Source organism: Mesorhizobium sp. WSM4312, assembly GCF_002294875.1.
Lineage (GTDB): Bacteria > Pseudomonadota > Alphaproteobacteria > Rhizobiales > Rhizobiaceae > Mesorhizobium.
In genome coordinates, this window is the sequence record NZ_NSFU01000007.1 from 148,077 (window position 1) to 166,977 (window position 18,901).

Annotated in this window: 23 protein-coding genes and 1 pseudogene; 13 read left to right on the top strand and 11 right to left on the bottom strand. The window is 62.5% G+C overall.

Translation table 11 applies throughout. The features are described 5' to 3' along the window. Position 1: 1 nt before the first annotated feature. The 3 genes from CK228_RS13285 to CK228_RS13295 are packed head-to-tail and all read right to left on the bottom strand — an operon-like array spanning position 2 to position 3,962. Positions 2 to 931 (bottom strand): 3-keto-5-aminohexanoate cleavage protein, encoded by a 930-nt coding sequence (locus CK228_RS13285; protein WP_095788129.1) that lies wholly within the window; start codon positions 929 to 931, stop codon positions 2 to 4. A 3-nt stretch (positions 932 to 934) separates the two neighbouring features. Beyond that, on the bottom strand, positions 935 to 2,320 hold the full coding sequence (locus tag CK228_RS13290; protein WP_095788130.1) for an aspartate aminotransferase family protein: 1,386 nt from the start codon (positions 2,318 to 2,320) through the stop codon (positions 935 to 937). A gap of 1 nt (position 2,321) precedes the next feature. Then, entirely contained in the window at positions 2,322 to 3,962 is a 1,641-nt protein-coding gene (locus tag CK228_RS13295; RefSeq protein WP_095788131.1) for a N,N-dimethylformamidase beta subunit family domain-containing protein, read from the bottom strand. A 155-nt stretch (positions 3,963 to 4,117) separates the two neighbouring features. Between CK228_RS13295 and CK228_RS13300 the strand changes: the two genes are divergently transcribed. Beyond that, complete coding sequence (locus CK228_RS13300) at positions 4,118 to 4,366, top strand: ParB N-terminal domain-containing protein (RefSeq protein WP_095770329.1); 249 nt, start codon at positions 4,118 to 4,120, stop codon at positions 4,364 to 4,366. Positions 4,367 to 4,485: 119 nt separating this feature from the next. Then, on the top strand, positions 4,486 to 4,971 hold the full coding sequence (locus CK228_RS13305; protein ID WP_095770328.1) for an SRPBCC family protein: 486 nt from the start codon (positions 4,486 to 4,488) through the stop codon (positions 4,969 to 4,971). Between the two features lie 34 nt (positions 4,972 to 5,005). Here the strand turns inward: CK228_RS13305 and CK228_RS13310 are convergent, their stop codons facing one another. Further along, positions 5,006 to 6,034: a 2OG-Fe(II) oxygenase family protein gene (locus tag CK228_RS13310; protein ID WP_095788132.1), complete on the bottom strand. Its 1,029-nt coding sequence runs from the start codon at positions 6,032 to 6,034 to the stop codon at positions 5,006 to 5,008. A gap of 108 nt (positions 6,035 to 6,142) precedes the next feature. On the opposite strand from CK228_RS13310, the gene CK228_RS13315 reads away from it, so the two are divergent. Together CK228_RS13315 and CK228_RS13320 are read left to right on the top strand one after the other, a co-directional pair. Further along, positions 6,143 to 6,541 (top strand): GFA family protein, encoded by a 399-nt coding sequence (locus CK228_RS13315; RefSeq protein WP_095788265.1) that lies wholly within the window; start codon positions 6,143 to 6,145, stop codon positions 6,539 to 6,541. 151 nt (positions 6,542 to 6,692) lie between these two features. After that, positions 6,693 to 6,905: a hypothetical protein gene (locus CK228_RS13320; RefSeq protein ID WP_095770326.1), complete on the top strand. Its 213-nt coding sequence runs from the start codon at positions 6,693 to 6,695 to the stop codon at positions 6,903 to 6,905. Positions 6,906 to 6,911: 6 nt separating this feature from the next. Here CK228_RS13320 and CK228_RS13325 read toward each other — a convergent pair whose 3' ends face one another. After that, the gene (locus tag CK228_RS13325) at positions 6,912 to 7,817 is read right to left on the bottom strand and encodes a hypothetical protein (protein WP_095788133.1); all 906 of its coding nucleotides are present in this window, start codon (positions 7,815 to 7,817) and stop codon (positions 6,912 to 6,914) included. A gap of 170 nt (positions 7,818 to 7,987) precedes the next feature. On the opposite strand from CK228_RS13325, the gene CK228_RS13330 reads away from it, so the two are divergent. From CK228_RS13330 to CK228_RS13340, 3 genes are all read left to right on the top strand, one after another. Continuing rightward, positions 7,988 to 8,860 carry an undecaprenyl-diphosphate phosphatase gene (locus CK228_RS13330; RefSeq protein ID WP_095788134.1) on the top strand — a complete coding sequence of 291 codons (873 nt, stop codon included), beginning with the start codon at positions 7,988 to 7,990 and terminating at the stop codon, positions 8,858 to 8,860. A gap of 134 nt (positions 8,861 to 8,994) precedes the next feature. After that, positions 8,995 to 9,615, top strand: coding sequence for a transglutaminase-like cysteine peptidase (locus tag CK228_RS13335; RefSeq protein ID WP_095788135.1), 621 nt, complete (start codon positions 8,995 to 8,997; stop codon positions 9,613 to 9,615). 125 nt (positions 9,616 to 9,740) lie between these two features. Then, the gene (locus CK228_RS13340; protein WP_095788136.1) at positions 9,741 to 10,532 is read left to right on the top strand and encodes a phosphodiester glycosidase family protein; all 792 of its coding nucleotides are present in this window, start codon (positions 9,741 to 9,743) and stop codon (positions 10,530 to 10,532) included. On the opposite strand, the gene CK228_RS13345 is transcribed toward CK228_RS13340, so the two are convergent. Beyond that, positions 10,529 to 11,158 (bottom strand): DedA family protein, encoded by a 630-nt coding sequence (locus CK228_RS13345; protein WP_095788137.1) that lies wholly within the window; start codon positions 11,156 to 11,158, stop codon positions 10,529 to 10,531. The two genes, CK228_RS13340 and CK228_RS13345, sit on opposite strands and share 4 nt — an antisense overlap. Positions 11,159 to 11,183: 25 nt before the next feature. Further along, a pseudogene (locus CK228_RS13350) lies at positions 11,184 to 11,279 on the bottom strand (DUF1402 family protein); the annotation flags it as partial. A gap of 240 nt (positions 11,280 to 11,519) precedes the next feature. On the opposite strand from CK228_RS13350, the gene CK228_RS13355 reads away from it, so the two are divergent. Continuing rightward, on the top strand, positions 11,520 to 12,593 hold the full coding sequence (locus CK228_RS13355; protein ID WP_095770321.1) for a GH25 family lysozyme: 1,074 nt from the start codon (positions 11,520 to 11,522) through the stop codon (positions 12,591 to 12,593). Positions 12,594 to 12,626: 33 nt separating this feature from the next. On the opposite strand, the gene CK228_RS13360 is transcribed toward CK228_RS13355, so the two are convergent. The 3 genes from CK228_RS13360 to CK228_RS13370 form a co-directional block, all read right to left on the bottom strand. Next, positions 12,627 to 12,815 (bottom strand): hypothetical protein, encoded by a 189-nt coding sequence (locus CK228_RS13360; protein WP_095770320.1) that lies wholly within the window; start codon positions 12,813 to 12,815, stop codon positions 12,627 to 12,629. Positions 12,816 to 13,194: 379 nt separating this feature from the next. Further along, positions 13,195 to 13,602, bottom strand: coding sequence for a VOC family protein (locus tag CK228_RS13365; protein ID WP_095788138.1), 408 nt, complete (start codon positions 13,600 to 13,602; stop codon positions 13,195 to 13,197). A gap of 32 nt (positions 13,603 to 13,634) precedes the next feature. Next, positions 13,635 to 14,546: a LysR substrate-binding domain-containing protein gene (locus CK228_RS13370; protein ID WP_095788139.1), complete on the bottom strand. Its 912-nt coding sequence runs from the start codon at positions 14,544 to 14,546 to the stop codon at positions 13,635 to 13,637. Positions 14,547 to 14,650: 104 nt separating this feature from the next. Here CK228_RS13370 and CK228_RS35270 point away from each other — a divergent pair, with 104 nt between their 5' ends. From CK228_RS35270 to CK228_RS13385, 4 genes are all read left to right on the top strand, one after another. Further along, positions 14,651 to 14,818 (top strand): hypothetical protein, encoded by a 168-nt coding sequence (locus CK228_RS35270; protein WP_179295896.1) that lies wholly within the window; start codon positions 14,651 to 14,653, stop codon positions 14,816 to 14,818. Between the two features lie 40 nt (positions 14,819 to 14,858). Next, positions 14,859 to 15,467 carry a methyltransferase gene (locus tag CK228_RS13375; RefSeq protein ID WP_095788266.1) on the top strand — a complete coding sequence of 203 codons (609 nt, stop codon included), beginning with the start codon at positions 14,859 to 14,861 and terminating at the stop codon, positions 15,465 to 15,467. 145 nt (positions 15,468 to 15,612) lie between these two features. Beyond that, complete coding sequence (locus CK228_RS13380; RefSeq protein ID WP_179295897.1) at positions 15,613 to 16,584, top strand: DUF3592 domain-containing protein; 972 nt, start codon at positions 15,613 to 15,615, stop codon at positions 16,582 to 16,584. A 43-nt stretch (positions 16,585 to 16,627) separates the two neighbouring features. Continuing rightward, the gene (locus CK228_RS13385; RefSeq protein WP_095788140.1) at positions 16,628 to 17,149 is read left to right on the top strand and encodes a hypothetical protein; all 522 of its coding nucleotides are present in this window, start codon (positions 16,628 to 16,630) and stop codon (positions 17,147 to 17,149) included. Positions 17,150 to 17,245: 96 nt separating this feature from the next. Here CK228_RS13385 and CK228_RS13390 read toward each other — a convergent pair whose 3' ends face one another. After that, positions 17,246 to 18,358, bottom strand: a complete 1,113-nt coding sequence (locus CK228_RS13390) for an acyltransferase (protein ID WP_095788141.1) — start codon at positions 18,356 to 18,358, stop codon at positions 17,246 to 17,248. A 304-nt stretch (positions 18,359 to 18,662) separates the two neighbouring features. On the opposite strand from CK228_RS13390, the gene CK228_RS35735 reads away from it, so the two are divergent. Further along, positions 18,663 to 18,878, top strand: coding sequence for a hypothetical protein (locus CK228_RS35735; protein ID WP_245438021.1), 216 nt, complete (start codon positions 18,663 to 18,665; stop codon positions 18,876 to 18,878). The last annotated feature ends 23 nt before the right edge of the window (positions 18,879 to 18,901 follow it).

The window sequence follows — 18,901 nt, forward strand, 5'->3', positions numbered from 1 at the left end:
CTCAAAACGCCACCCGGTCGCCACCTTTCAGCGCCAGCATGTCACGTGCCTCGGCAGGTGTGGCAGCCTCCAGCGACAGGCCGTCGAGAATGCCCCGGATGCGGCGCACCTGGTCGGCGTTGGATTTCGCCAACTGGCGGCCGTCGTAGAGACTGTCTTCTAGGCCGACACGGACATTGCCGCCCATCGCCGCGCCGATCGAGATCAGCGGCATCTGCTGGCGGCCGGCAGCCAGCACCGAGAACTGGTAGCTGTCGCCGAACAATTTGTCGGCGATGCGCTTCATGTGGATAAGATTGTCCGGATCGGCGCCGATGCCGCCCAGAATACCCAGCACGAACTGGATGAACAGTGGCCCCGACACCAGCCCGCGGTCGCGGAAATGCGCCAGCGAGTAGAGATGGCCGACATCGTAGCATTCGAATTCAAAGCGCGTGCCGCAGCCCTTGCCCAGCCTCTCAACCACACCTTCCATATCGGCGAAGGTGTTCTTGAAGATGGTGTCGCGCGTGGCTTCCAGCAGCTTCGGCTCCCATTCGTGCTGCCATTCGCGTGGCTTGTCGAGCATCGGGAACAGCGCGAAATTCATCGAGCCCATGTTGAGCGAGCACATTTCGGGCTCGGCGCGCAGCGGCGCTGCCAATCGCTGGTCCAGCGTCATCAGCGAAGAACCGCCGGTAGTGATGTTGATCACCGCGTCGGTTGCCTGCTTGATGCGCGGCAGGAACTGCATGAACACCTCCGGATCGGCCGTCGGCCGGCCGTCTTTGGGGTCGCGGGCATGCAGATGCAGGATCGACGCGCCGGCCTCAGCGGCTGCAATGGCATCGGTCGCGATCTGGTCCGGCGTCACCGGCAGGTAGGGCGACATGGACGGCGTATGCACCGAGCCGGTGACGGCGCAGGTGATGATGACTTTTCGCGGCGCCATTTTTTACCCCCGGCCTTCGACCGGAAGGTCGAGCTCCGATGCCAGAACCTCCAGCGAGTCGCCGATGATGGAGACGATCTCGCCGACCTGCTCGCTGGTGACGATCATCGGCGGCGCGACCATGAAATTGTCGCCGTCGATGCCACCCTTGACCCGGCGGCCATAGATGATCAGCCCGCGCTCATAGGCGAGGTCGAGCAGGCGCTGCGTCGCCTTCTTGCTCTGGTCGATCGGCCGCAGTGTCTCCGGATCGGCGACCATTTCGGCGCCCGTCAGCAGGCCTTTGCCGCGCACGTCGGCGATGAAGGGAAAGCGCTTCGCCAGCCCCTTCAGCCCGTCCATCAGCACGTCGCCCATGGCGGCGGCATTGGCGATCAGGTCGAGCCGATCCATTTCACCGAGCACGGCAAGGCCGGCGGCGCAGGCGAGCGGATTGCCGGCATAGGTATGGCCATGCTGGAAGCCCCCGGAGGCCAGCAGCGGCTGGACCAGCCGCATTGGTGCCGCCAGTGCACCGAGCGGCGCATAGCCCGAGCCCAGCCCCTTCGACAGCGCGACGATGTCGGGCTTGCAGTTCCAGTGATCGCCGCCGAGAAATTTGCCGGTGCGGCCGGCACCGCTCATCACTTCGTCATGGATCAGCAGGATGCCGTAGCGGTCGCAGATCTCGCGGATGCGCGCATAGTAGCTGTCCGGCGCGACAAGCGCAGAGGTCGCGGCGCCGCCGATCGGCTCCATGATGAAGGCAACGACACTTTCCGGCCCTTCGGCCACGATCTTGTCCTCCAGCATGTCGGCATAGCGGACGCCGCGCTGCTCCATTGAAAGATTGTCGCGGTCGCGCCAGGCGGTGGGCGCGGGCACCGTCGGCATCACCCGCATCATCGGCTCAAAGGTCTCTGCCAGGGCGTCGTCGCCGGTGACCGAGAGCGAACCCAGCGTACCGCCATGATAGGAGGGGAAGCGCGTGATCACCTTCCAGCGGCTGGCCTGGCCGGTGGCAACGGCCCATTGCCGCGCCAATTTAATGCAGGATTCCGTCGCCTCCGAGCCGCCCGAGACGAAGAAGATGCGGTCCATGCCTTCCGGCAGTTTGCCGGCCAGTTCCCGCGCCAGTTCCTCCGCTGGTTCGTTTTCGAAATGCAGCCGATAGGCGAAGGTGGCGCGATCCATCTGCCGCTTCATGGCATCCAGCACATTGCGGTTGGAGTGGCCGATATTGGCGACCATCGGTCCGCTCGAGCCATCGATGAAGCGGCGGCCGTCCTGTGTCCACATATAGATGCCCTCGGCGCGGTCGATCAGCGGCCGACGCAGGCTGGAGAGATAGAACAGGTGCGACTGGCGGCGGGCTTCGGCCTCTGGAGCGGCAGGCTGGACTTTCGACATGTCAGGACTTTCCGAGATAGCGATCGAGGACATTGCGGGTGACGCGTTCGACCATCGGGTCTTGCCTTAGCAGGCCGGCCACCCATTCGCAGCTTCCGGCATGAAAGACTTCGCCCTTGCCGCGCGGGAAATTGACGATCATGCCATTGCCGCGTTTGACTTTTTCCAGATTGGCGTCGCTCGCCTCGCCGAACAAAGTCTCGGCGGTGAAGCGGCCATCCTCGTCGGTGAGGAACTGGTCCTCGATCGGGATATCAGCGCTTTCCTCGACCTGGGATGCCATTCCGACGGCGAGGACCTGCAGCCCATCCGGCGCGCCGCTGGTCGCTGTTGGGTAGGGCAGGCCGCCGCGGATCTCGAAGTCGAGCCCGTCGACCTCATAGCCATAGACATGGCTGTCGGCGCCGAGCAGGTCGCCATAGTAGATGCCGGTGCCGGCGAAGGCCCAGTGTTCCGGCCGGTAGACCGGAAAACCGCGTACACCACGCGGCGCGCAGCCGCCCCAGCCGGCATAGACGCCGCGCGTCGCGTTGAGGCCAAAGGTCGCCGAACCCGGCCGGCCGATTTCCGGCGCTTCCCAGGAATTGGTGGCACGGGTGACGTCGCCGCCGCGATAGGCCGGGTCCTCGGCGCGAGCGCGGTATTTGTAGCAGACCTGCCGCCGGCCTTCGTCCTCGAGCCGCGTCTGCCACATGAAATTGCCGGCGAAACGCGCCGCATGCCCGCCGCGCTCAACATAATTGTCGACCGCATCGCGCATTTCCCATGTCCAGTACTCGTCATGGCCGACGAAGACGGCGCAGTCGTAGCCGTCGAGAATGTCGGGCGAGACATGCAGATCGTGCTGGCTGGCGAGATCGACATGATAGCCGGCCCGCTCGGCGAAGCGGAAGAAGTGGCTGTCATAGCTCGCCCAGCCGGACGAGGCGTATTTCTTCGAATGACCGGTGGCGAGCGCCCATTCCATGTGGGGGTAGCGTGGTACCGTCTTCGGCGGCACGGCGACCTCGAGCGGCACGCGTGGCGCATCTTTTGGCAGCACGACGAAGCCGCGGCACCAGGGGCGTTGCGTCGACACAACAGGCGAATACTGGTTGCGGTCCGGCCCGGTGATGCCCTGATAGTGGTTGGAGCCGCCCCAAGTGTTGTAGGCAAGCCAGGTGCCCGTCGCCGCCACCTGCAGCACACGGCCTGGCTTCTTGCCGGTTTGGGGCGAGACGATGAAGAGGTGGTAGCCATGGATCGGCCTACCGTCATGGCCAACGGAAGTCAGCGTTACCCGATATGCACCGGACAGCCAATCGCTCCCGACACGGAATTCAAAAGACGCTTCCCAGCCGCAACCCTCGGCGGAACATTGGTCGGGCGTGTCCTGCCAGCACGCCGCAATGCCGGATTTCTCGAACACTTTCGTCTCGGTTCCACCGTCCCGGATGATTACCATGCTGAAGGACGGCGCTGTCGAGCTGACACGCAGCGTCACCATCTCGCCGACGCGATAGCAAAAGCGATCCGAGTAGCACCAGATTTCGCCACGCTCGCCATCCATGCCTGGCCACTCATAGTAATGGCCACGCACCGCGTGGCGGCGCTGCTCGGGCGTCAGCCCGAAATCGGGGAATTCGGTCGGCAGATGGGTCATGAGCACCGGAAAGGATCGAAGGCCGCCATTTCGGCCATCTGCCGGCCAAGCGTCAAATGGAAACGATCGGGCCAGCAATTGCTTAGCCGCCCTTGGCCGCACCCGGCAAAGCGACTATTTCAGGCGAGGCGGTATGTTCCGCCTGGGGAGCCAGTATGCTGAGAGTGCAAAAGGTCAAGGTCGACGAGATCTACGTGCCGACGGCGCGCAAGAAGACGTTGCACCCTGAGACCGTCCGCCATCTGGCCGAGGACATATTGGAGAACGGCATGAAGATGCCGATCCAGGTCCGCCACGACGGCAAGCGCCATATCCTTGTCGAAGGCCTGCACCGGCTGGAAGCGGCCAAGTGGCTCGGCGAGACCGAGATCGACGCCTATCTGGTGCAAGCCAAGCGTCACTGACACCTCCTTCGTCCTCGCGTTATTGAAAGCCTGCCGGTATTTTTTTCACTGGTCTTGTCGAGTTGCGTTCTGTCGGCTCGTCCTTGGGACGGAAGCCAGATCAAACCGAGGAGACCACCTTGACCACCAAGCTCGACATCGCCCCCGCCAATGACCGCGAACTGGTTCTCGCCCGCATCATCGATGCGCCGCGCGAGAACGTCTATCGCTGCTGGACCGACACCAGGCTTTTGACCCAATGGTTCTCTCCGAAACCTTGGACGACGCCGCGTGCCGAAATGGATGCGCGCACGGGCGGGTCGAGCCTTGTGATCATGGCCGACCCCGACGGCAATGAATTCCCCAACCCGGGCGTCTTCCTGGAAGTCATTCCCGGCAAGAAGATCGTCTTCACCGATGCCTACACGCAGGCGTGGGAGCCATCCGAAAAGCCGTTCATGACCGTCGTGCTGACCTTTGAGGACGAAGGCGAGGGCCGGACCCGCTACATCGCGCGCGTCCGCCACTGGAGTGTCGCCGGCCGCGAACAGCATGAACAGATGGGTTTTGATGCGGGCTGGGGCCAGTGCACCGACCAGCTCGAAGAGATTGCCAGGACGCTTTGATACAGGACAGCTCCGCCGACGGTCGCGTCCAGGCTCAGGAAGCGTTGGCGCGGCGCGGCTGCCTGAGATGCTTGATGCCGCTCATCTCGACGAAATTCGTCGCCGCCTCCCAGAGATAGTCGCCATAGAAAAACGGCTCGAAAGGCTCGGCGCCGCTTAGGGACAGCGGCGCGATCTCGGCGTCGACACGCGGTTCATAGAAAAAAGGGATCGAGAACCGCGCCGTCTTCGGTGCGATCACCCGATGCCGCGTCGCCCGCACACGCCCGCCGGTCCAGCGCTCCAGCAACTGGCCGAAATTGACCGCCAGCGTGCCGTCGGCGGGCGGCACGTCGATCCATTCGCCGGCGAGGTTCTTGGCCTGCAAGCCCTCGACGCCGTCCTGCGCCAGCAAGGTGACGAAACCGGAATCGGCATGCTCGCGGCCTATGATGGTGCGCGTCTCCCCCTTGTGGAGAACCGAGAAGTCAGGCCCGCTGATATCGATGCCGGCATTGGCGTCGCGCAGGGGATAGCGGATCAGGCGCAGCGTCGAGATGCCATGCTCGAAATACGGATCGAAGATCGTTTCCGGCAGGCCAAGCCCGCGCGCGATCGACCGCATCAGCGCGTTGCCGATCGTCTCCATCGCGCGGTAGTAGTTCGCCGCTGCCGCGCGCCAGCCGGGCAGGGCGCCTTCGGTCGGCAAAGGCGTCGGCTCACACAGCGGATCGTCTGATGGCAAAGCACGCGCCGCCGCGGCGATATCCGGCCCCATGTCGATGCCTTCCTTATAGGAAACGGCCGTGGGCTGCAGCGGAAACCAGCCGCGATAGACATTCTTCCTGGTCCGGTCGAAATTCCAGCGCAGCAATTTCTGCTTCTCGGTGTCGGGAAGGGCGAAGATGCGCAGCAATTGCGCCCGGCTTTCCGGCGTCAGCCAAGCGTCTCCGGGAAAATCCCGAACCGCCATCAAGCCTATTCCCGACGCGGCGGCCATGATGCGGGCGTCGGCGCGGTCGCGGCCGGGCGAGGGCGGCCCGAACAGGTCCGCGATGCCGATGGTTTCGATGTCTTGCGTCACGGCTCCCCCATCACGGTAATCGATGAAACAGTATCAAAGCTTTTCAATTGACCCAATCAGTCCTGCCATTTACCTCGGCCGCACACTCTCATCATGGATCACGGTGATATGGCTAGACATCAGGGCGGGTGCCTGTGCGGGGCGGTGCGCTACAGCGCCGACGCGGCGCCCATCAACGAACGCATCTGCCACTGCCGGCTTTGCCAGAAGGCGATCGGCGCCGCCTTCAACGCGCGCATGCTGTTTCGCATCGATGATGTGACCATCGAGGGGCCGCTGGCGACCGTGAACACGTCGCCCGATCTCAAGCGCGGCTTTTGCCCGAGCTGTGGCACGACGATGTTTTCGCGCCGCGACTCCGTCGGCATCATCGGCATCACCACCGGCTCGCTTGACGATCCCACGGTCTTCAGGCCGCAGATGCATATCTTCACCGCCTCGAAACAGCCTTGGGTGGTGCTCGATGACGGCCTGCCGCAACATGAGGGCGCTCCGCCGCCGGGCTAGGTCTTCCTTCTCCCACAAGGGAGAAGGAAAGCGCACGACCATGACCGAAAATTAATCCAAATCATCACGCGATAGCCGGCAAAACGTCATTGGCGGGCCATCATTGTCCTCCTATCTATGCTGCGCGGGCCGGCATTCGAGGAGACGACGGATGAACGACAGCATCAGCACCCTGGACGAGCTTTTGAGCGATCCGATGGTCCTGCTTGTCATGGAGCGCGACCGTGTGCGCCCGGAACAGGTGCGCATGCTGCTCGAACGGGTTCGCAGCCGCGCGCCCGATGACGCACGCGCCGATCAGCCGGTCGTTCCGCCGGCCCATATAGTGGCCAGAAGTTGTTTCCAGCAATGGCTGCGCAGTTAGGCGCGGTCAGTTGGAACTGGCCGGCAGATAGCTGTAGTGGCTGCGGAAATAGGCAATCCTGAAGCCGAGACGCGCATAGTTGCGATAGGCCGGGCCGTCGCGCTGCTCGTGCGGCGCCTCGATGTCGGCGACAAACAGTTTGGCGCCGGCCGCAATCCCGTCGCGCACCAAAGCTTCGCCAAGTACCGCGTCGAGATCGAAGCTCGGCGCCATGATGCCCGGCACCGGTGCTTCGATGCCGCTCCAGGCCGCGCCGTCGGTACCGATGAACAACGAGCGCACCGCCGCCACGGCGCCGTCCCGCTTGGCCATATAGTGATGCCAGCCCTGTCGGCCGACCAGAGCCAGCAGCCAGGGTGAGGTGGGCAGCCGGTAGCTTTTGTCGATGAAGCCGGCCCATTCGCTTGCCGATGCCTTCGTCACGCGTTCGACCGAAACCCCATCAATCGTGAAAAGCAGCTCCGACGACAGCGGGTCGGCCTCGCGATAAATCCGCTCCCAGCCGCCCTGGCGCTGCAGGCCGCGCGCCTCGAGCCAGCATCTGAGGCGAGATGGTTCGGTGTGTGGATTGACATAGAACCATGGCCGCGAAATGCCGGCGGCGCGGTAGTGCGCCAGCAGTGCGTCGAGCTGGCTTTCCGAGGCCGGGCTGTCGACGCCGAAATTCTTCACGCAATTGAAATGGACGAACGGGATCGTCGTGCAGGTGGTCCATGCGAGGTCGCCTTCTCCCGCTATTGAAAGGCCTTGCCTTGCGGCGAAATCGGCGGGTGCTGCGGCATAGAGGTCGAGCCAGGCGTTCACCTCGGCGCGCTCGATGATACGGCTGAGGTCGCGCGAGACATTCTCGATCGCGATGGCTGGCGGGCGGGGTTCGGCTGGCGCTTGCAATTCTGACAGGGCGGTCTGCATGGCGCTCCTCCATCACCAAACTTACAATGTAAGGTTAGCAGATAATAATGTCGATGCGCGACTTGTCAACCGGGGAGACGCCTTACAAATCGGTAAATTGGATTCCGCGCATCGCGCGTCTATTGCTCGCGCGGATCGCTCTTCAAGATTCTCCGACGGAAAGGCTCGACATGGCTGACATCTGCACCCAGGGCGTGGATACGGGCTTTGTCGGCCTGGGATATGCCAAGGTCGCCTTTCTCGGCTTGGTCCAAGGCATCACCGAGTTGCTGCCGATTTCCTCGACCGCCCATATGCGCATCGTGCCGGCGGTACTCGGCTGGCAAGACCCGGGCTCCGCCTTCTCCGCCGCCATGCAGCTTGCCGCGCTTGCGGCCGTGATCAGCTATTTCTGGGGCGATGTCAGAGATCTCCTGTTCGGCTCGCTAGACGCGCTCGCGCGCCGCGATTTTTCCGACCGGCATTTCCGGCTGGCGTCCTGGATCGTGCTGGCGACGATCCCGATCGTCATTGCAGGCGTCGCGCTATCGGGCGTTCTCAATGCCTGCAATTCGCCGCTGCGCAGCCTGAGCGTGATCGGCTGGTCGTGCATCGCCATGGCGATCCTGCTGGCTCTGGCCGAGATTTTCGCCCGCCACAAGCGCACCATCGCAGAAGCGTCGCTCGCCGATGCGCTGCTTGTCGGCGTCGCCCAGATCGGCGCGCTGATCCCCGGCGTCTCGCGCTCGGGCTCGACCCTGACGGCGGCGCTGGGGCTCGGCTTCAAGCGGGCCGAGGCGGCGCGCTTCTCGTTCCTGCTCGGGCTGCCTGCGATCGCGCTTGCCGGCCTCAAGGAACTGTGGGAACTACACAAGGTTCATCTTGACGCCCATGGCTGGTCGGTTCTTGCCACCGGACTGGTCGTCGCCTCGATCTCCGCCTTTTTTGCCATTTGGGGCCTGATGCGGGTGCTGGAACGCTTCTCCGCCTGGCCTTTCGTCATCTATCGCGGCCTGCTCGGCGTCGTCCTGTTGCTCGGCCTTGCGATGGGATGGCTGGCTTAGCGGGCCCAGTGTTGCCTGTCGGCACCAGTTGGGCGCATGAGTCGCTCCCTAGGAGATGTGATCGCTAGGGTTGATTGACTTCGGAATGTAACCGCCCTTAACATTCTGTTAACAAAACAGGTGGGTGGGGCCGGATGGCATCCTCGATGGGTTGGCGCCGCAAGGCGAAGGGGCTGGCGGTTGCCGTGACCGTCTTCGGTTCGGTGGTGGGGTCGGCCTTTGCCGCGCCTGCCTCCATGGTTGTCGGCGGCTCGACCTCCCAGCCGATCGGCCACTATGATTTTTGCAGGATCCATGTCGCCGAATGTTCGATCCGCTCGCCCGACAGCGTGCCGGAACGCCTGACCAGCAAGCTGCTGCACGATATCTCGGCTGTGAACCTCTCCGTCAACACGCGCGTCAAGCCGATGAGCGACATGGATAATTACGGCAAGGACGAGTGGTGGGCCTATCCGGAAAACGGTCTTGGCGACTGCGAGGATTACGCGCTGGAAAAGCGGCGTGAGCTCAACAGCCTGGGCATTGCCATAGCCAATCTTTTGATGACGGTGGTTCGCAAGCCTGATGGCGAGGGTCACGCCGTGCTGACGGTGCGCACCGACAAGGGCGACTTCATCCTCGACAATCTGACCGACAAGGTCCGCCTCTGGAACCAGACGAGCTATCGCTACCTGAAGCGGCAGGCGAGCGACAACACCGGTCACTGGGTCTCGATTCTGGGTGGCGACGAACAGCTGGTCAGCGCCGTCAAATAGTCGGGTCGGCTCCGCCGCGTCCGAGCATGAACCTCTTCGATCCGATCCTTTCGTGCCGGTCTTCCATGGTGCCGGCAAGTGGTGATAACCACCACAACTGATTGAAGCTGGCATCCGCAGGGCACATGGACTTTCTGACACTTCTGAACTCGGCGCCCCTGCTGCTGGGCCTGGTCAAAGCCGGGGTGCCGCAGGCCGTCGCCGGCACGATGGCATTCAGCCAATGGTTCGGTTCGCTGCCGCCATGCCGCGACTTTGCTTTCGAGGCGACCAGCTATCTCGTCTGCGAGGTCGATCCGAAACTGTATTCGATCGAACTGTTCTGGAAGGATCCGGCCGGCAAGCCATTTCAGTCGCTGCACAATCTCGATGCTGCCCAGCGCGCGGCCGGCCGCACCATGCTGTTCGCCGTCAACGCCGGCATGTATCATCCGGACCTCAGGCCGGTCGGCCTCTATGTCGAGCGTGGCCAGGAAATGGCCGGCGTGAAGACGGGATCGGGAAGCGGCAATTTTTCGCTGCAGCCGAATGGCATCTTCTACATCAGCGGCGGCATGGCAGCGGTCCGCGCGACCAGGGACTTCGTCAGGAAGCGGCCGTCCACCGACTATGCCACGCAATCGGGACCGATGCTGGTGGTCGACGGCCAGCTTCATCCGAAATTTCAGTCCGATGGCACCTCACGCAAGACCCGCGACGGCGTCGGGGTGCGCAAGGACGGCGTCGCGGTCTTTGCCATTTCGAACGGCACGGTGAATTTCCATGCATTTGCCCGGCTGTTCCGCGATGCGCTCGGCTGCGACAATGCGCTGTTTCTCGACGGCACGATATCGAGCCTGTTCGCGCCTGCCATCGGCCGCAACGAAGATTACTGGAATCTGGGGCCGATGATCGGCGTGTTCAGGAAGCGCGGCTAGACGCGGGCGGCTCGCCTGCTCCGGAGCTTGAGCGCGATCACTGTTACGATGATCAGGGCTGCCACACCGATCGCCGCCAGCCCGAACAGGCTGGTCACGTCGAGCTCGGGGATGCTGCCGGCGCCCTTGGCCACCAGCCAACCCGGCGACAGCACGACCGGCGCCCAGATGATCGCTGACAGGATGTTGGCGACCTGGAAGCGGCGCCGGTGCATGCCCATCATGCCGACGACCAGCGGCACGGTGGCGCGGACGGGGCCGAAGAAACGGCCGACGAAAACCGCTGCGAAGCCATAACGATGGAAGAACAGCCGCGCCCTGGCGACCTCGCGGCCGTAACGGTTCAGCGGCCATTTATGGACGACGCCGCGCCCCAGCCATCTGCCGAGAAAGTAGGAGATGGTATCGCCGAGCGCCGCCCCGATCATCGCGGCCAGAAGGACGGGCAAAGGCTGTACGATGCCGGCCCCGACCAGGCCGCCGACGATTATGAGCACCGTGGTGCCGGGCAAGAGGATGCCGACCAGCACGAGCGACTCGCCGAAGGCCAGCAGCCCGACCATGATCCCGGCCCACGCCTGATGGTTCTCGATGAAACAAACGCTCTGGTCGATGAACGCCTGCACGCAAGCTCCTGTTTAAAAGCGTTTCTCAGCTGCCGCTGTCGAGCAGGCTTCTGAGTTCGTCGAGCTTGTCGTCGACGAGCCAGCCGTAATAATTCTCGACCGGCAACTTGCGGCCCTTGCCATCGGACGCCTTTGAAGAAATCGTGGGAAATGCCTGCGGCAAACGCAGCCTCCCGTCTCAACAGCCACATCATGGCACTGTCAAGGCTGGCCCGGCCGCGTCGCCGGGGAATGTCTGAAACGGGTCATAGTCATGGTAAAAAACTTGATTCAAACTTTATTGGTAATTTCTCGTTCATAACTGGCGCTGTTGTCCGTCGGTCGTTGCCTTCGGTCTGTTGTGTTTTGAGTACAGGTCCAGATGCGGTTACCAGGCGCCATCAGTTTCGTGATCGCATCGCTGTGCCTCGCCGGCTGCTCTTCGACATCGGGCATGGACGCGCTCGACATGCAGAAGCCGTCGAATGAAACCACCAGTTCGGTGGTGCGGCCAAGCGCACCGATCACATCCGTTCCAGTGAGCAAGGCCAGCAATGCTCGCAAGCTGGCCGAGGCCGCGCCCGAGGACGCTCCTGATCGGCCCTTTGGGCTGGCGGAGGAAGAAACCGTGGCGCTTTCGGCGCCCGAATTGCCGGACAATGTCGATCCGCCCGTCGAGCCCGCGGCCCTGGTCTCGCCACCGAAACTTTTGTCGCGTGCCGCACCGGCGATGCTTGCCGGCCCCGTCACGCGCTACGGTTTTCGCGATGCCAAGCCCATCAATTTCGGCCGGGCCTCGCCCCGGCACCTTGCCGTGCACGGGGTTGACGTGTCGCGCTGGCAAGGCGACGTGAACTGGGAAAAGCTGCGCGCCCAGGGCGCCAACTTCGCCTACATCAAGGCAACCGACGGCGGCGACCATCTCGATCCGATGTTCATGAGGAACTGGCGCAATGCCGATGCCGCCGGGCTGAAGCGCGGCGCCTATCATTTCTTCTACTGGTGCCGCACCGCCGGCGAGCAGGCCGACTGGTTCATCCGCAACGTGCCGAAGGTCGATGGCGCCCTGCCGCCGGTGATCGACGTCGAATGGAACGGCGACTCCAGCTGCAAGCGGCGCCCGTCACGTGAAAAGGTGCTGGAGAAGATGCAGGTGTTCATGGACAAGCTTGAACGTCACTACGGTCAGCGCCCGATCATATACACCGCCCCCGATTTCTATCGCGACAACCTCCAGGGCGCTTTCCTCGACTACCCGTTCTGGCTGCGCGCGGTGGCGCGGCACCCGTCAAAGGTCTATCCCGGCCGCAAATGGCTGTTCTGGCAGTATTCCGGATCTGGCCTGTCGCACGGCGTGACCGGCCGCGTCGACCTCAACGTCTTCCATGGCGACGAGCGGCAATGGCGCGCCTGGGCCGGCGGCGGCGGCCGTCAGATGATGGCCGACGCGGATTAGGGTTCGCGTCGCCATTCGTTCAGGTCCTGCCGTCTATTGGAGCTGGTTGCTCCCGCCATTCCTGTCCTCGCTCAGCCGCAGCTTTCTCCGCAACGCCATGATCTCGGCAATCGCGGCATCGATCATGGTGAGAAGCGTAATCGTATCGTGCTGGGTGGGATCGGCTCTGACATAGGCGAGCTGGTTGACGATGTCGGTGTCGTCCTCGTTTTCGTCGCTCATGTCCGTTTTCCGGTTGTTATCTTCCAAACGTTCTCATTCGATCCGATCCGTCGTCAAATTGCACCTATATCACTTCGTCGTGTGAATGGTCGCCCATCCAACCGGTCGGACCGCCTTATTTTGGACGACGGCGACGCGATTCGTCGAAGGTGGCAAAAGCCAGAACCGCGGAAAATGATGCGAAGCTGAACAGGACTGCGGCGATAACCATGAGGTCGTAAGTCGACACGTTCGTTCTCCCTGGGATGATGGCCAAGGAGCAAGGAGACCGCACGGGCGATGCATCCGCGTTGATCTGGATCAACCGATCGGCAGATGCCGTGCACAGCAGGGGGTGACCGTGGCCGAGGGCGCAGAGAGGCGAGATTCATTATGCCCGTCATCCCCGACTCGTATTGGCGCCCTTGGATGAAGCCGCGGTCTCGTTGATCATTGCCTCGATGTTGTAGCCATCGGGGTCGAGTACGAAGCAGGCGTAGTAATTCTCCGCATAATCGGGACGCGGGCCGGGCGCGCCATTGTCTTGGGCGCCGGCTGCCAGCGCCGACTGGTGGAACGCATCGACCTCTGCCTTGCTGCGGACGCGGAAGGCAACATGCAGATGGGTGAGCGGCGGCGCCTCGCCTGTTCGCTGGATCTCGAACAGGCAGCCACTGCCGACGTCGAAAGCCCAGAACACGCCCTCCTTGCCGAAGGACAGGCAATAGCCCAGGGGCGCGAAAGCGCGTTCGTAGAAGAGCTTGCTCTTCTCCAGGTCGGACACTTCGATGGTTATGTGATCGATCATCTGGTCCTCTGTTGCGAGCGAACCTTATAAGCCTAAGTCTGGCGCTCTTCTTGCGCCCGAATCTCGGCGGTCTGGGCCAGCACCCAATCCCGGAACACCTTGATCTTCGGCACGTTGCGTCGGCTTTCCAGGTGCGCCAGCCAATAACCGTCGCCGTCGGATCCGAGGACTTCGAAGGGCTGTATCAACTGGCCCTTCGCCAGCAGGGCGCTGTAGATATTGCGGGTGAGGATGGCCGCGCCCCGATCGGTCAAAGCCGCCATTGCGTCGTAGGCCTGCGACCCCAGCATCGGACCTGCGATGACGCGATCGGGCTCGAAGGGTAGGCCGGCGGCTTCGAACCAGATCTTCCACCAAGGATCGTCGGCGCAGCACAGCGGCACCTTGTAGAGATCTTCGGGCTGGCGGATGCCGCCCACGCTTTCGGCCAGTCTTGGGCTGAGCATGGGCGTGTAGTCGGCCTTGAACAGATAGTGCGCGGTCAGACCGGGCCAATTTCCGGCGCCTGTCCGGATCCCGATGTCCATGTCCTCGCGTGTGAAATCGACCAGCCGGGGCGATGTATTGACCTTCACGGCAAGGTCTGGATGCATCAGCTGGAATGTTCCAAGCCACACGGCCAGCCAGTTCGTCGCGAAGGTTTCCATGGTCGTCACCGACAGCACTCCGGTCGCTCCGCCCTTTGTGGCGACCCACGCATCGGCCAGGGCCGAGAACGCGCCGGATGCATGCGGCGCCAGCTGTTGTCCGGCCACGGTCAAGGCAATCTGCCTTGTTTTTCTTATGAAAAGTGGCGTTCCGGCGCGCTCCTCCAGAACCTTGATCTGATAGCTGGCCGCCGATTGGGTCATGCCGAGTTCTTCGGCCGCCTTGGTGAAACTGCCCAGCCGCGCGGCGGCTTCAAACACCCTGATAGCCCCCAATGGTGGTAGTTCCCAACTCATGACGCATCAGTCCTCCTGATGCATGGTACGCGACGTTCGATTGGAAGCCAAGGCCGCGAACAGGCATGCTCTGGTCATCAACTCCAACACGAAAGGACAGGGCAATGACCACCACCCTCTACGACACGCTTCGTCGCCCGATGCTCGATCTCTTCACCGCTCCGTTCAGGCCCCGCAGGCGCGGCCTGCTTGACCAGCGTTCGCTGTCGGACCATTTCCTGCGCGACATCGGCGTCCTCGACGGACACGTGCCTCCCGGCACCATTCGCTGAAGAAGCTTTTTTGGCGCACATGGATACAAGGGAGGGCAAGATGGATGTGTTGTCGCAGGCCCTGGCGAAGAGCCGTCAAACGATTAGTGCCTACGAGGATTATGCGGATCACTACGATGCCATCGTGCGGCATGTTCCCAACGACAGAGAGCAGGCATCGCTGAAGCGCCTTGCGGCGATTGCTGGCACGTCAGGCCGGATTCTGGAAGTCGGGTCGGGAGCGGGCTACGATGCGGACTTTCTGGAGGGCCTGGGTGTCAAGGTTCGCCGCACCGACGCGACAAAACGGTTTCTCGAGCTGCAGGCCACGCGCGGCAAGCATGGTGAGCTTCTCGATCTCCTCACCGACGATCTCGGCGGCCCCTATGACGCCGTCCTGGCGCTCGCCGTCCTGATCCATGTGCCGCGCGACCAGACCGACCAGGTGCTTGCCAGGATAGCTCGGTCGCTGCGGCCAGGCGGCGCCTTCCTCGTATCGATGCGCAACGGCGATGGCGAGACGGACAGCAGCTATCATACGGTCTTGTGGCGTCGGGACGACTTCGCGGCCCGTCTCGAAGCCGCCGGGCTGGTCCTTCTCAGGGACGATTTCAACGTGGGCCGCAACAGCGAGGAATGGAACACCTTCCTGGCTGTCAGGCCGTCGTGAAGGGATCTTCTTCCATCTCCTGCAAGGGGAGAAGGAGAGGGCGCGCGTTACGCCCGGCCGCTCATCTCTCGACTTTGCGAATAAGCGAGACATTGCCGCCGCAGTGCTGTCTAGTGCCTGTTCCTGCACTCCGGGGGGGATCAGGGTGGAGCTGGAACTCAAATTTCTGCTTGTCGGCTTTGCCTGCGCGGTCTCCGGCATGCTGTCGCTCATCACTATCGTGAAATGGCGGGAGGTGCAGGCGCTGAGCCGCTGGTTGCCGACGCCGGGAAAGATCATCTCGTCGCGCGTCGAGGCGCGTGAGGTCAGAAGCTCGGGCGCTGGCTCGGACAGCATCGATACCACGGAGATGCGCAATTTCCCGGCCATCACCTTCGAATACAAGGTCGGCGGCAAGAAATTTCAAAGCTCGCGCTACAGCGTGAAGGAAAATTTGGGGAACTTTGAAGTCCGCGAAACCCTTGCGCAGTTTCCCCGCGATGCGGAGGTGACCGTCTTTTACAATCCGGCCGATCCGAGCAAGGCCGTGATCGAGCGCACCATGCCGGACGGCGCCTTCAAGTTCATGTTCCAGCTCTCGGCCGGGTTGGCGATCGGCACGGCGGTTCTGGTGTTTTCCATCGGCGGCGTGCTTGAGGCGATCCGGCCGCATCTGCCCAAGCCGCAAAACCTCGGCGCCGGCGCATTGCTGCTGTTCATGGGCCTGTTCGCTCTGCGCATGGGCTTTGCCCAGAAGTCGCTTGCCGAGCAGGCGGCAAAATGGCCGGTCGCCGCCGGCCGCATCGATGCCTCAGGCCTGCAGGCGCTGCGGACCCATTCAAGCTATCAACCCTGGCGCTCGGTTTTCAAATCCCGCATCGTCTACAGCTATGGCGTCGCTGGCCAGCGCTACAGCGCCGACCGCGTCACCTTCGGCGCCACGGTCACGGCTTCGCTGCCCGGCCTCGTCAGCGGCCAGGCACGAAGCTATGCCGAGGGCAGCAAGGTCGACGTGCACTATGATCCCGCCAACCCTGGCTCGGCGGTGCTCGAATGCCGGGTGCGCGGGCTCTGGCTGCTGTGGGTCTGTTCGGCAGGATTTCTCGGCGGCGCCGCCTTTCTGGTCGGGCTGGTGTGAGGGCGAATTTTTGGCTTCGACAACGCTTTCCCGGAGACATCCAGTGATCGTTCGCAAACTGGCTTGCGTTTTCTTGGGCCTGCTCGGCCCGATCCAGGTGACGAATGCCAAGGAATGCCTGCTGAGCCACGCCACCTACCGCGAGCCGCGCTCAGGCGCGGTTCTGCAATTCCGGCCGCTGGACAATGAGCCGGCGGCGCTGACGGCGCAGGTGTTCTCGCTGAGCGTGCCAAACACCGATAAAAACCTGCCGGCCGATATCACTTGGACCAACGGCAAGAATTCCTTTCCGCTTGGCACCATCCGCCACGCCTGCACCGACGATGATCGCGAAGCGGGCCTGCAGGATAGCAGCGGACTGTGCAGGATATGGGACGGTCAGGTCTATGCCTTGACCGGCGGCGGGGCCGAACAGTTGAATTCGCGCGAAGCGACGCCGGCGCCGAAAGGGCTGCTGTTGCCCGATTTCGGTGTGGCTTTCACCGAATGGGCCGATTTCGCCAACGCCAATCCGGACGGCTCGGCCTGGGATGCCTTCATTCTGACAGGGTGCAGCGATGACTAGCGTCGTGAGATCGATCAGGTTGCGTTGCGTGCAGGCGCCTAGACCAGTGCTCCTGCCGCTGCCGACCCACCTCCTGTCTCGCCTGCGAAGGTTACGCTAAGTCCGCGCCACTGGGCGGTTCCTTCTCGCGTGCGCGGATCCTGCTGATGCGATGTGATCGATGGCGGACGTCAAACCGCGGATAAGCGGCTTGCGTAGCGGCGTTTCGACAAAACGCCAGATCAAGAAGGAGGCAAGGAGCACCGCGAGCACAACGACAAAGAACGCAGCGTTCTTGCCGATAAACGGGGCCAGTGCGTTGAGAGAGAGATAACCTATGTACTGGTGCAGAAGATAAAGTGGGTAAGTCAATCCGCCGAGCATCAGAACGGTCTTCGAAGGGGCCACGCGGGAGCGGATCAGGAGTGCACCTGCGAAAATCCCAAAGACAAATCCATTGGCGACCAGGAGAGCGGGATAGGGAATGGCCGTTCCGTAATGTTCCTGCATCCAGCCCTGATTGAATGTGATCGTCTGGCACGACAACAGGAACGCTGCGACAAGAAGGATGAGCGCTGCCGGCGAACGACCTTTTGCGACAACCTGTTGGGCCAAAATGCCGACGGCAAAAAAAGGCGCGTAGCTTGTGATAAGCAAAATTCGTATCGCCGTGTTCCCGAAGAAGAGCTCATTTCCTGCCGAAATCACGAGCCAGATGGCAACGATCGCCAACTTCCAACGCTGGAAGGCACCCGCAAAAATAAGCATCGCAACCCAGCCATAGAATACGATCTCGAGCATGATCGACCAGTAGACACCGTCCATGGACGGCCTGCCGAATGCCCGGGCGAACATGGAAAGATTGGCGACATAGGTCGAAAAATCTGTCGGAAATCTAGGGTTGTCGGCGATCGAGAGAACGACAAACGTCAAGGTCATGCAGAGCAGAAATCCAGGATAAAGCCGCACGAAGCGCGCGACGGCGAAATCCTGCCACTTTCGCCCCTCAGCCGACCACGTGATGACAAAACCGCTGATCAGGAAAAACAGATTGACACCGAGATAGCCATAGATGGCAAACGGGGCAGCCACAGGATATCCAGCGTCGACATCTCCGGCAATCGGTCCCCGATAAAGGTAGTGAAAGCACACAACCGCCAAGGCTGCGATCAATCGTAGAAGGTCGAGTGATGCCAGGCGCGATGAGTTGGTGTTGCCAACCATTTCCATTGCCCCTCCTCGTCATACAGGGCCCTTTGACCCTGACCAAAAGCCTGATCCCAAGGCTTCGGCGTCACAGAGAGGTCTATCGAGCGCCTATCGATAGTGCTTGTCGCTTCGGGCTAAATCATCGTGCGTTTGCATGAGTTCGGCCCCGCCAACGAGCCGGCGGCACTGACGGCGCAGGTGTTCTCGCTGAGCCCAACACCGACAAAGACCTGCCGGCCGACATCACCTGGACCAACGGCAAGAATTCCTTTCCGCACCATCCGCCACGCCTGCACCGACGACGACCGGGAAGCGGGCCTGCAGGATGGCAGCGGGCTGTGCAGGATATGGGATACAGGTCTACGCCTTGACTGGCGGCGGCGCCGAGCAGTTGAACTCGCGCGAAGCGACACCGGCGCCGAAAGGGCTCTTGTTGCCCGATTTCGGTGTGGCTTTCACCGAATGGGCCGATTTGGCCAAGGCCAATCCAGATGGCGCGGCCTGGGATGCTTTTACCCTGACAGGATGCAGCGACGACTAGCGTCATGAGATCAGTCGTCTGGG

Excerpts from the sequence above, each read along its gene's own strand:
- CK228_RS13290 (WP_095788130.1), bottom strand. The coding sequence starts at position 2,320 with ATGTCGAAAGTCCAGCCTGCCGCTCCAGAGGCCGAAGCCCGCCGCCAG.
- CK228_RS13370 (WP_095788139.1), bottom strand. The coding sequence starts at position 14,546 with ATGAGTTGGGAACTACCACCATTGGGGGCTATCAGGGTGTTTGAAGCC.
- CK228_RS13340 (WP_095788136.1), top strand. The coding sequence starts at position 9,741 with ATGGACTTTCTGACACTTCTGAACTCGGCGCCCCTGCTGCTGGGCCTG.
- CK228_RS13355 (WP_095770321.1), top strand. The coding sequence starts at position 11,520 with ATGCGGTTACCAGGCGCCATCAGTTTCGTGATCGCATCGCTGTGCCTC.
- CK228_RS13365 (WP_095788138.1), bottom strand. The coding sequence starts at position 13,602 with ATGATCGATCACATAACCATCGAAGTGTCCGACCTGGAGAAGAGCAAG.
- CK228_RS13300 (WP_095770329.1), top strand. The coding sequence starts at position 4,118 with ATGCTGAGAGTGCAAAAGGTCAAGGTCGACGAGATCTACGTGCCGACG.
- CK228_RS13330 (WP_095788134.1), top strand. The coding sequence starts at position 7,988 with ATGGCTGACATCTGCACCCAGGGCGTGGATACGGGCTTTGTCGGCCTG.
- CK228_RS13315 (WP_095788265.1), top strand. The coding sequence starts at position 6,143 with ATGGCTAGACATCAGGGCGGGTGCCTGTGCGGGGCGGTGCGCTACAGC.
- CK228_RS13325 (WP_095788133.1), bottom strand. The coding sequence starts at position 7,817 with ATGCAGACCGCCCTGTCAGAATTGCAAGCGCCAGCCGAACCCCGCCCG.
- CK228_RS13295 (WP_095788131.1), bottom strand. The coding sequence starts at position 3,962 with ATGACCCATCTGCCGACCGAATTCCCCGATTTCGGGCTGACGCCCGAG.
- CK228_RS13375 (WP_095788266.1), top strand. The coding sequence starts at position 14,859 with ATGGATGTGTTGTCGCAGGCCCTGGCGAAGAGCCGTCAAACGATTAGT.
- CK228_RS13285 (WP_095788129.1), bottom strand. The coding sequence starts at position 931 with ATGGCGCCGCGAAAAGTCATCATCACCTGCGCCGTCACCGGCTCGGTG.
- CK228_RS13390 (WP_095788141.1), bottom strand. The coding sequence starts at position 18,358 with ATGGAAATGGTTGGCAACACCAACTCATCGCGCCTGGCATCACTCGAC.
- CK228_RS13320 (WP_095770326.1), top strand. The coding sequence starts at position 6,693 with ATGAACGACAGCATCAGCACCCTGGACGAGCTTTTGAGCGATCCGATG.
- CK228_RS35735 (WP_245438021.1), top strand. The coding sequence starts at position 18,663 with ATGGCAGCGGGCTGTGCAGGATATGGGATACAGGTCTACGCCTTGACT.
- CK228_RS35270 (WP_179295896.1), top strand. The coding sequence starts at position 14,651 with ATGACCACCACCCTCTACGACACGCTTCGTCGCCCGATGCTCGATCTC.
- CK228_RS13360 (WP_095770320.1), bottom strand. The coding sequence starts at position 12,815 with ATGAGCGACGAAAACGAGGACGACACCGACATCGTCAACCAGCTCGCC.
- CK228_RS13335 (WP_095788135.1), top strand. The coding sequence starts at position 8,995 with ATGGCATCCTCGATGGGTTGGCGCCGCAAGGCGAAGGGGCTGGCGGTT.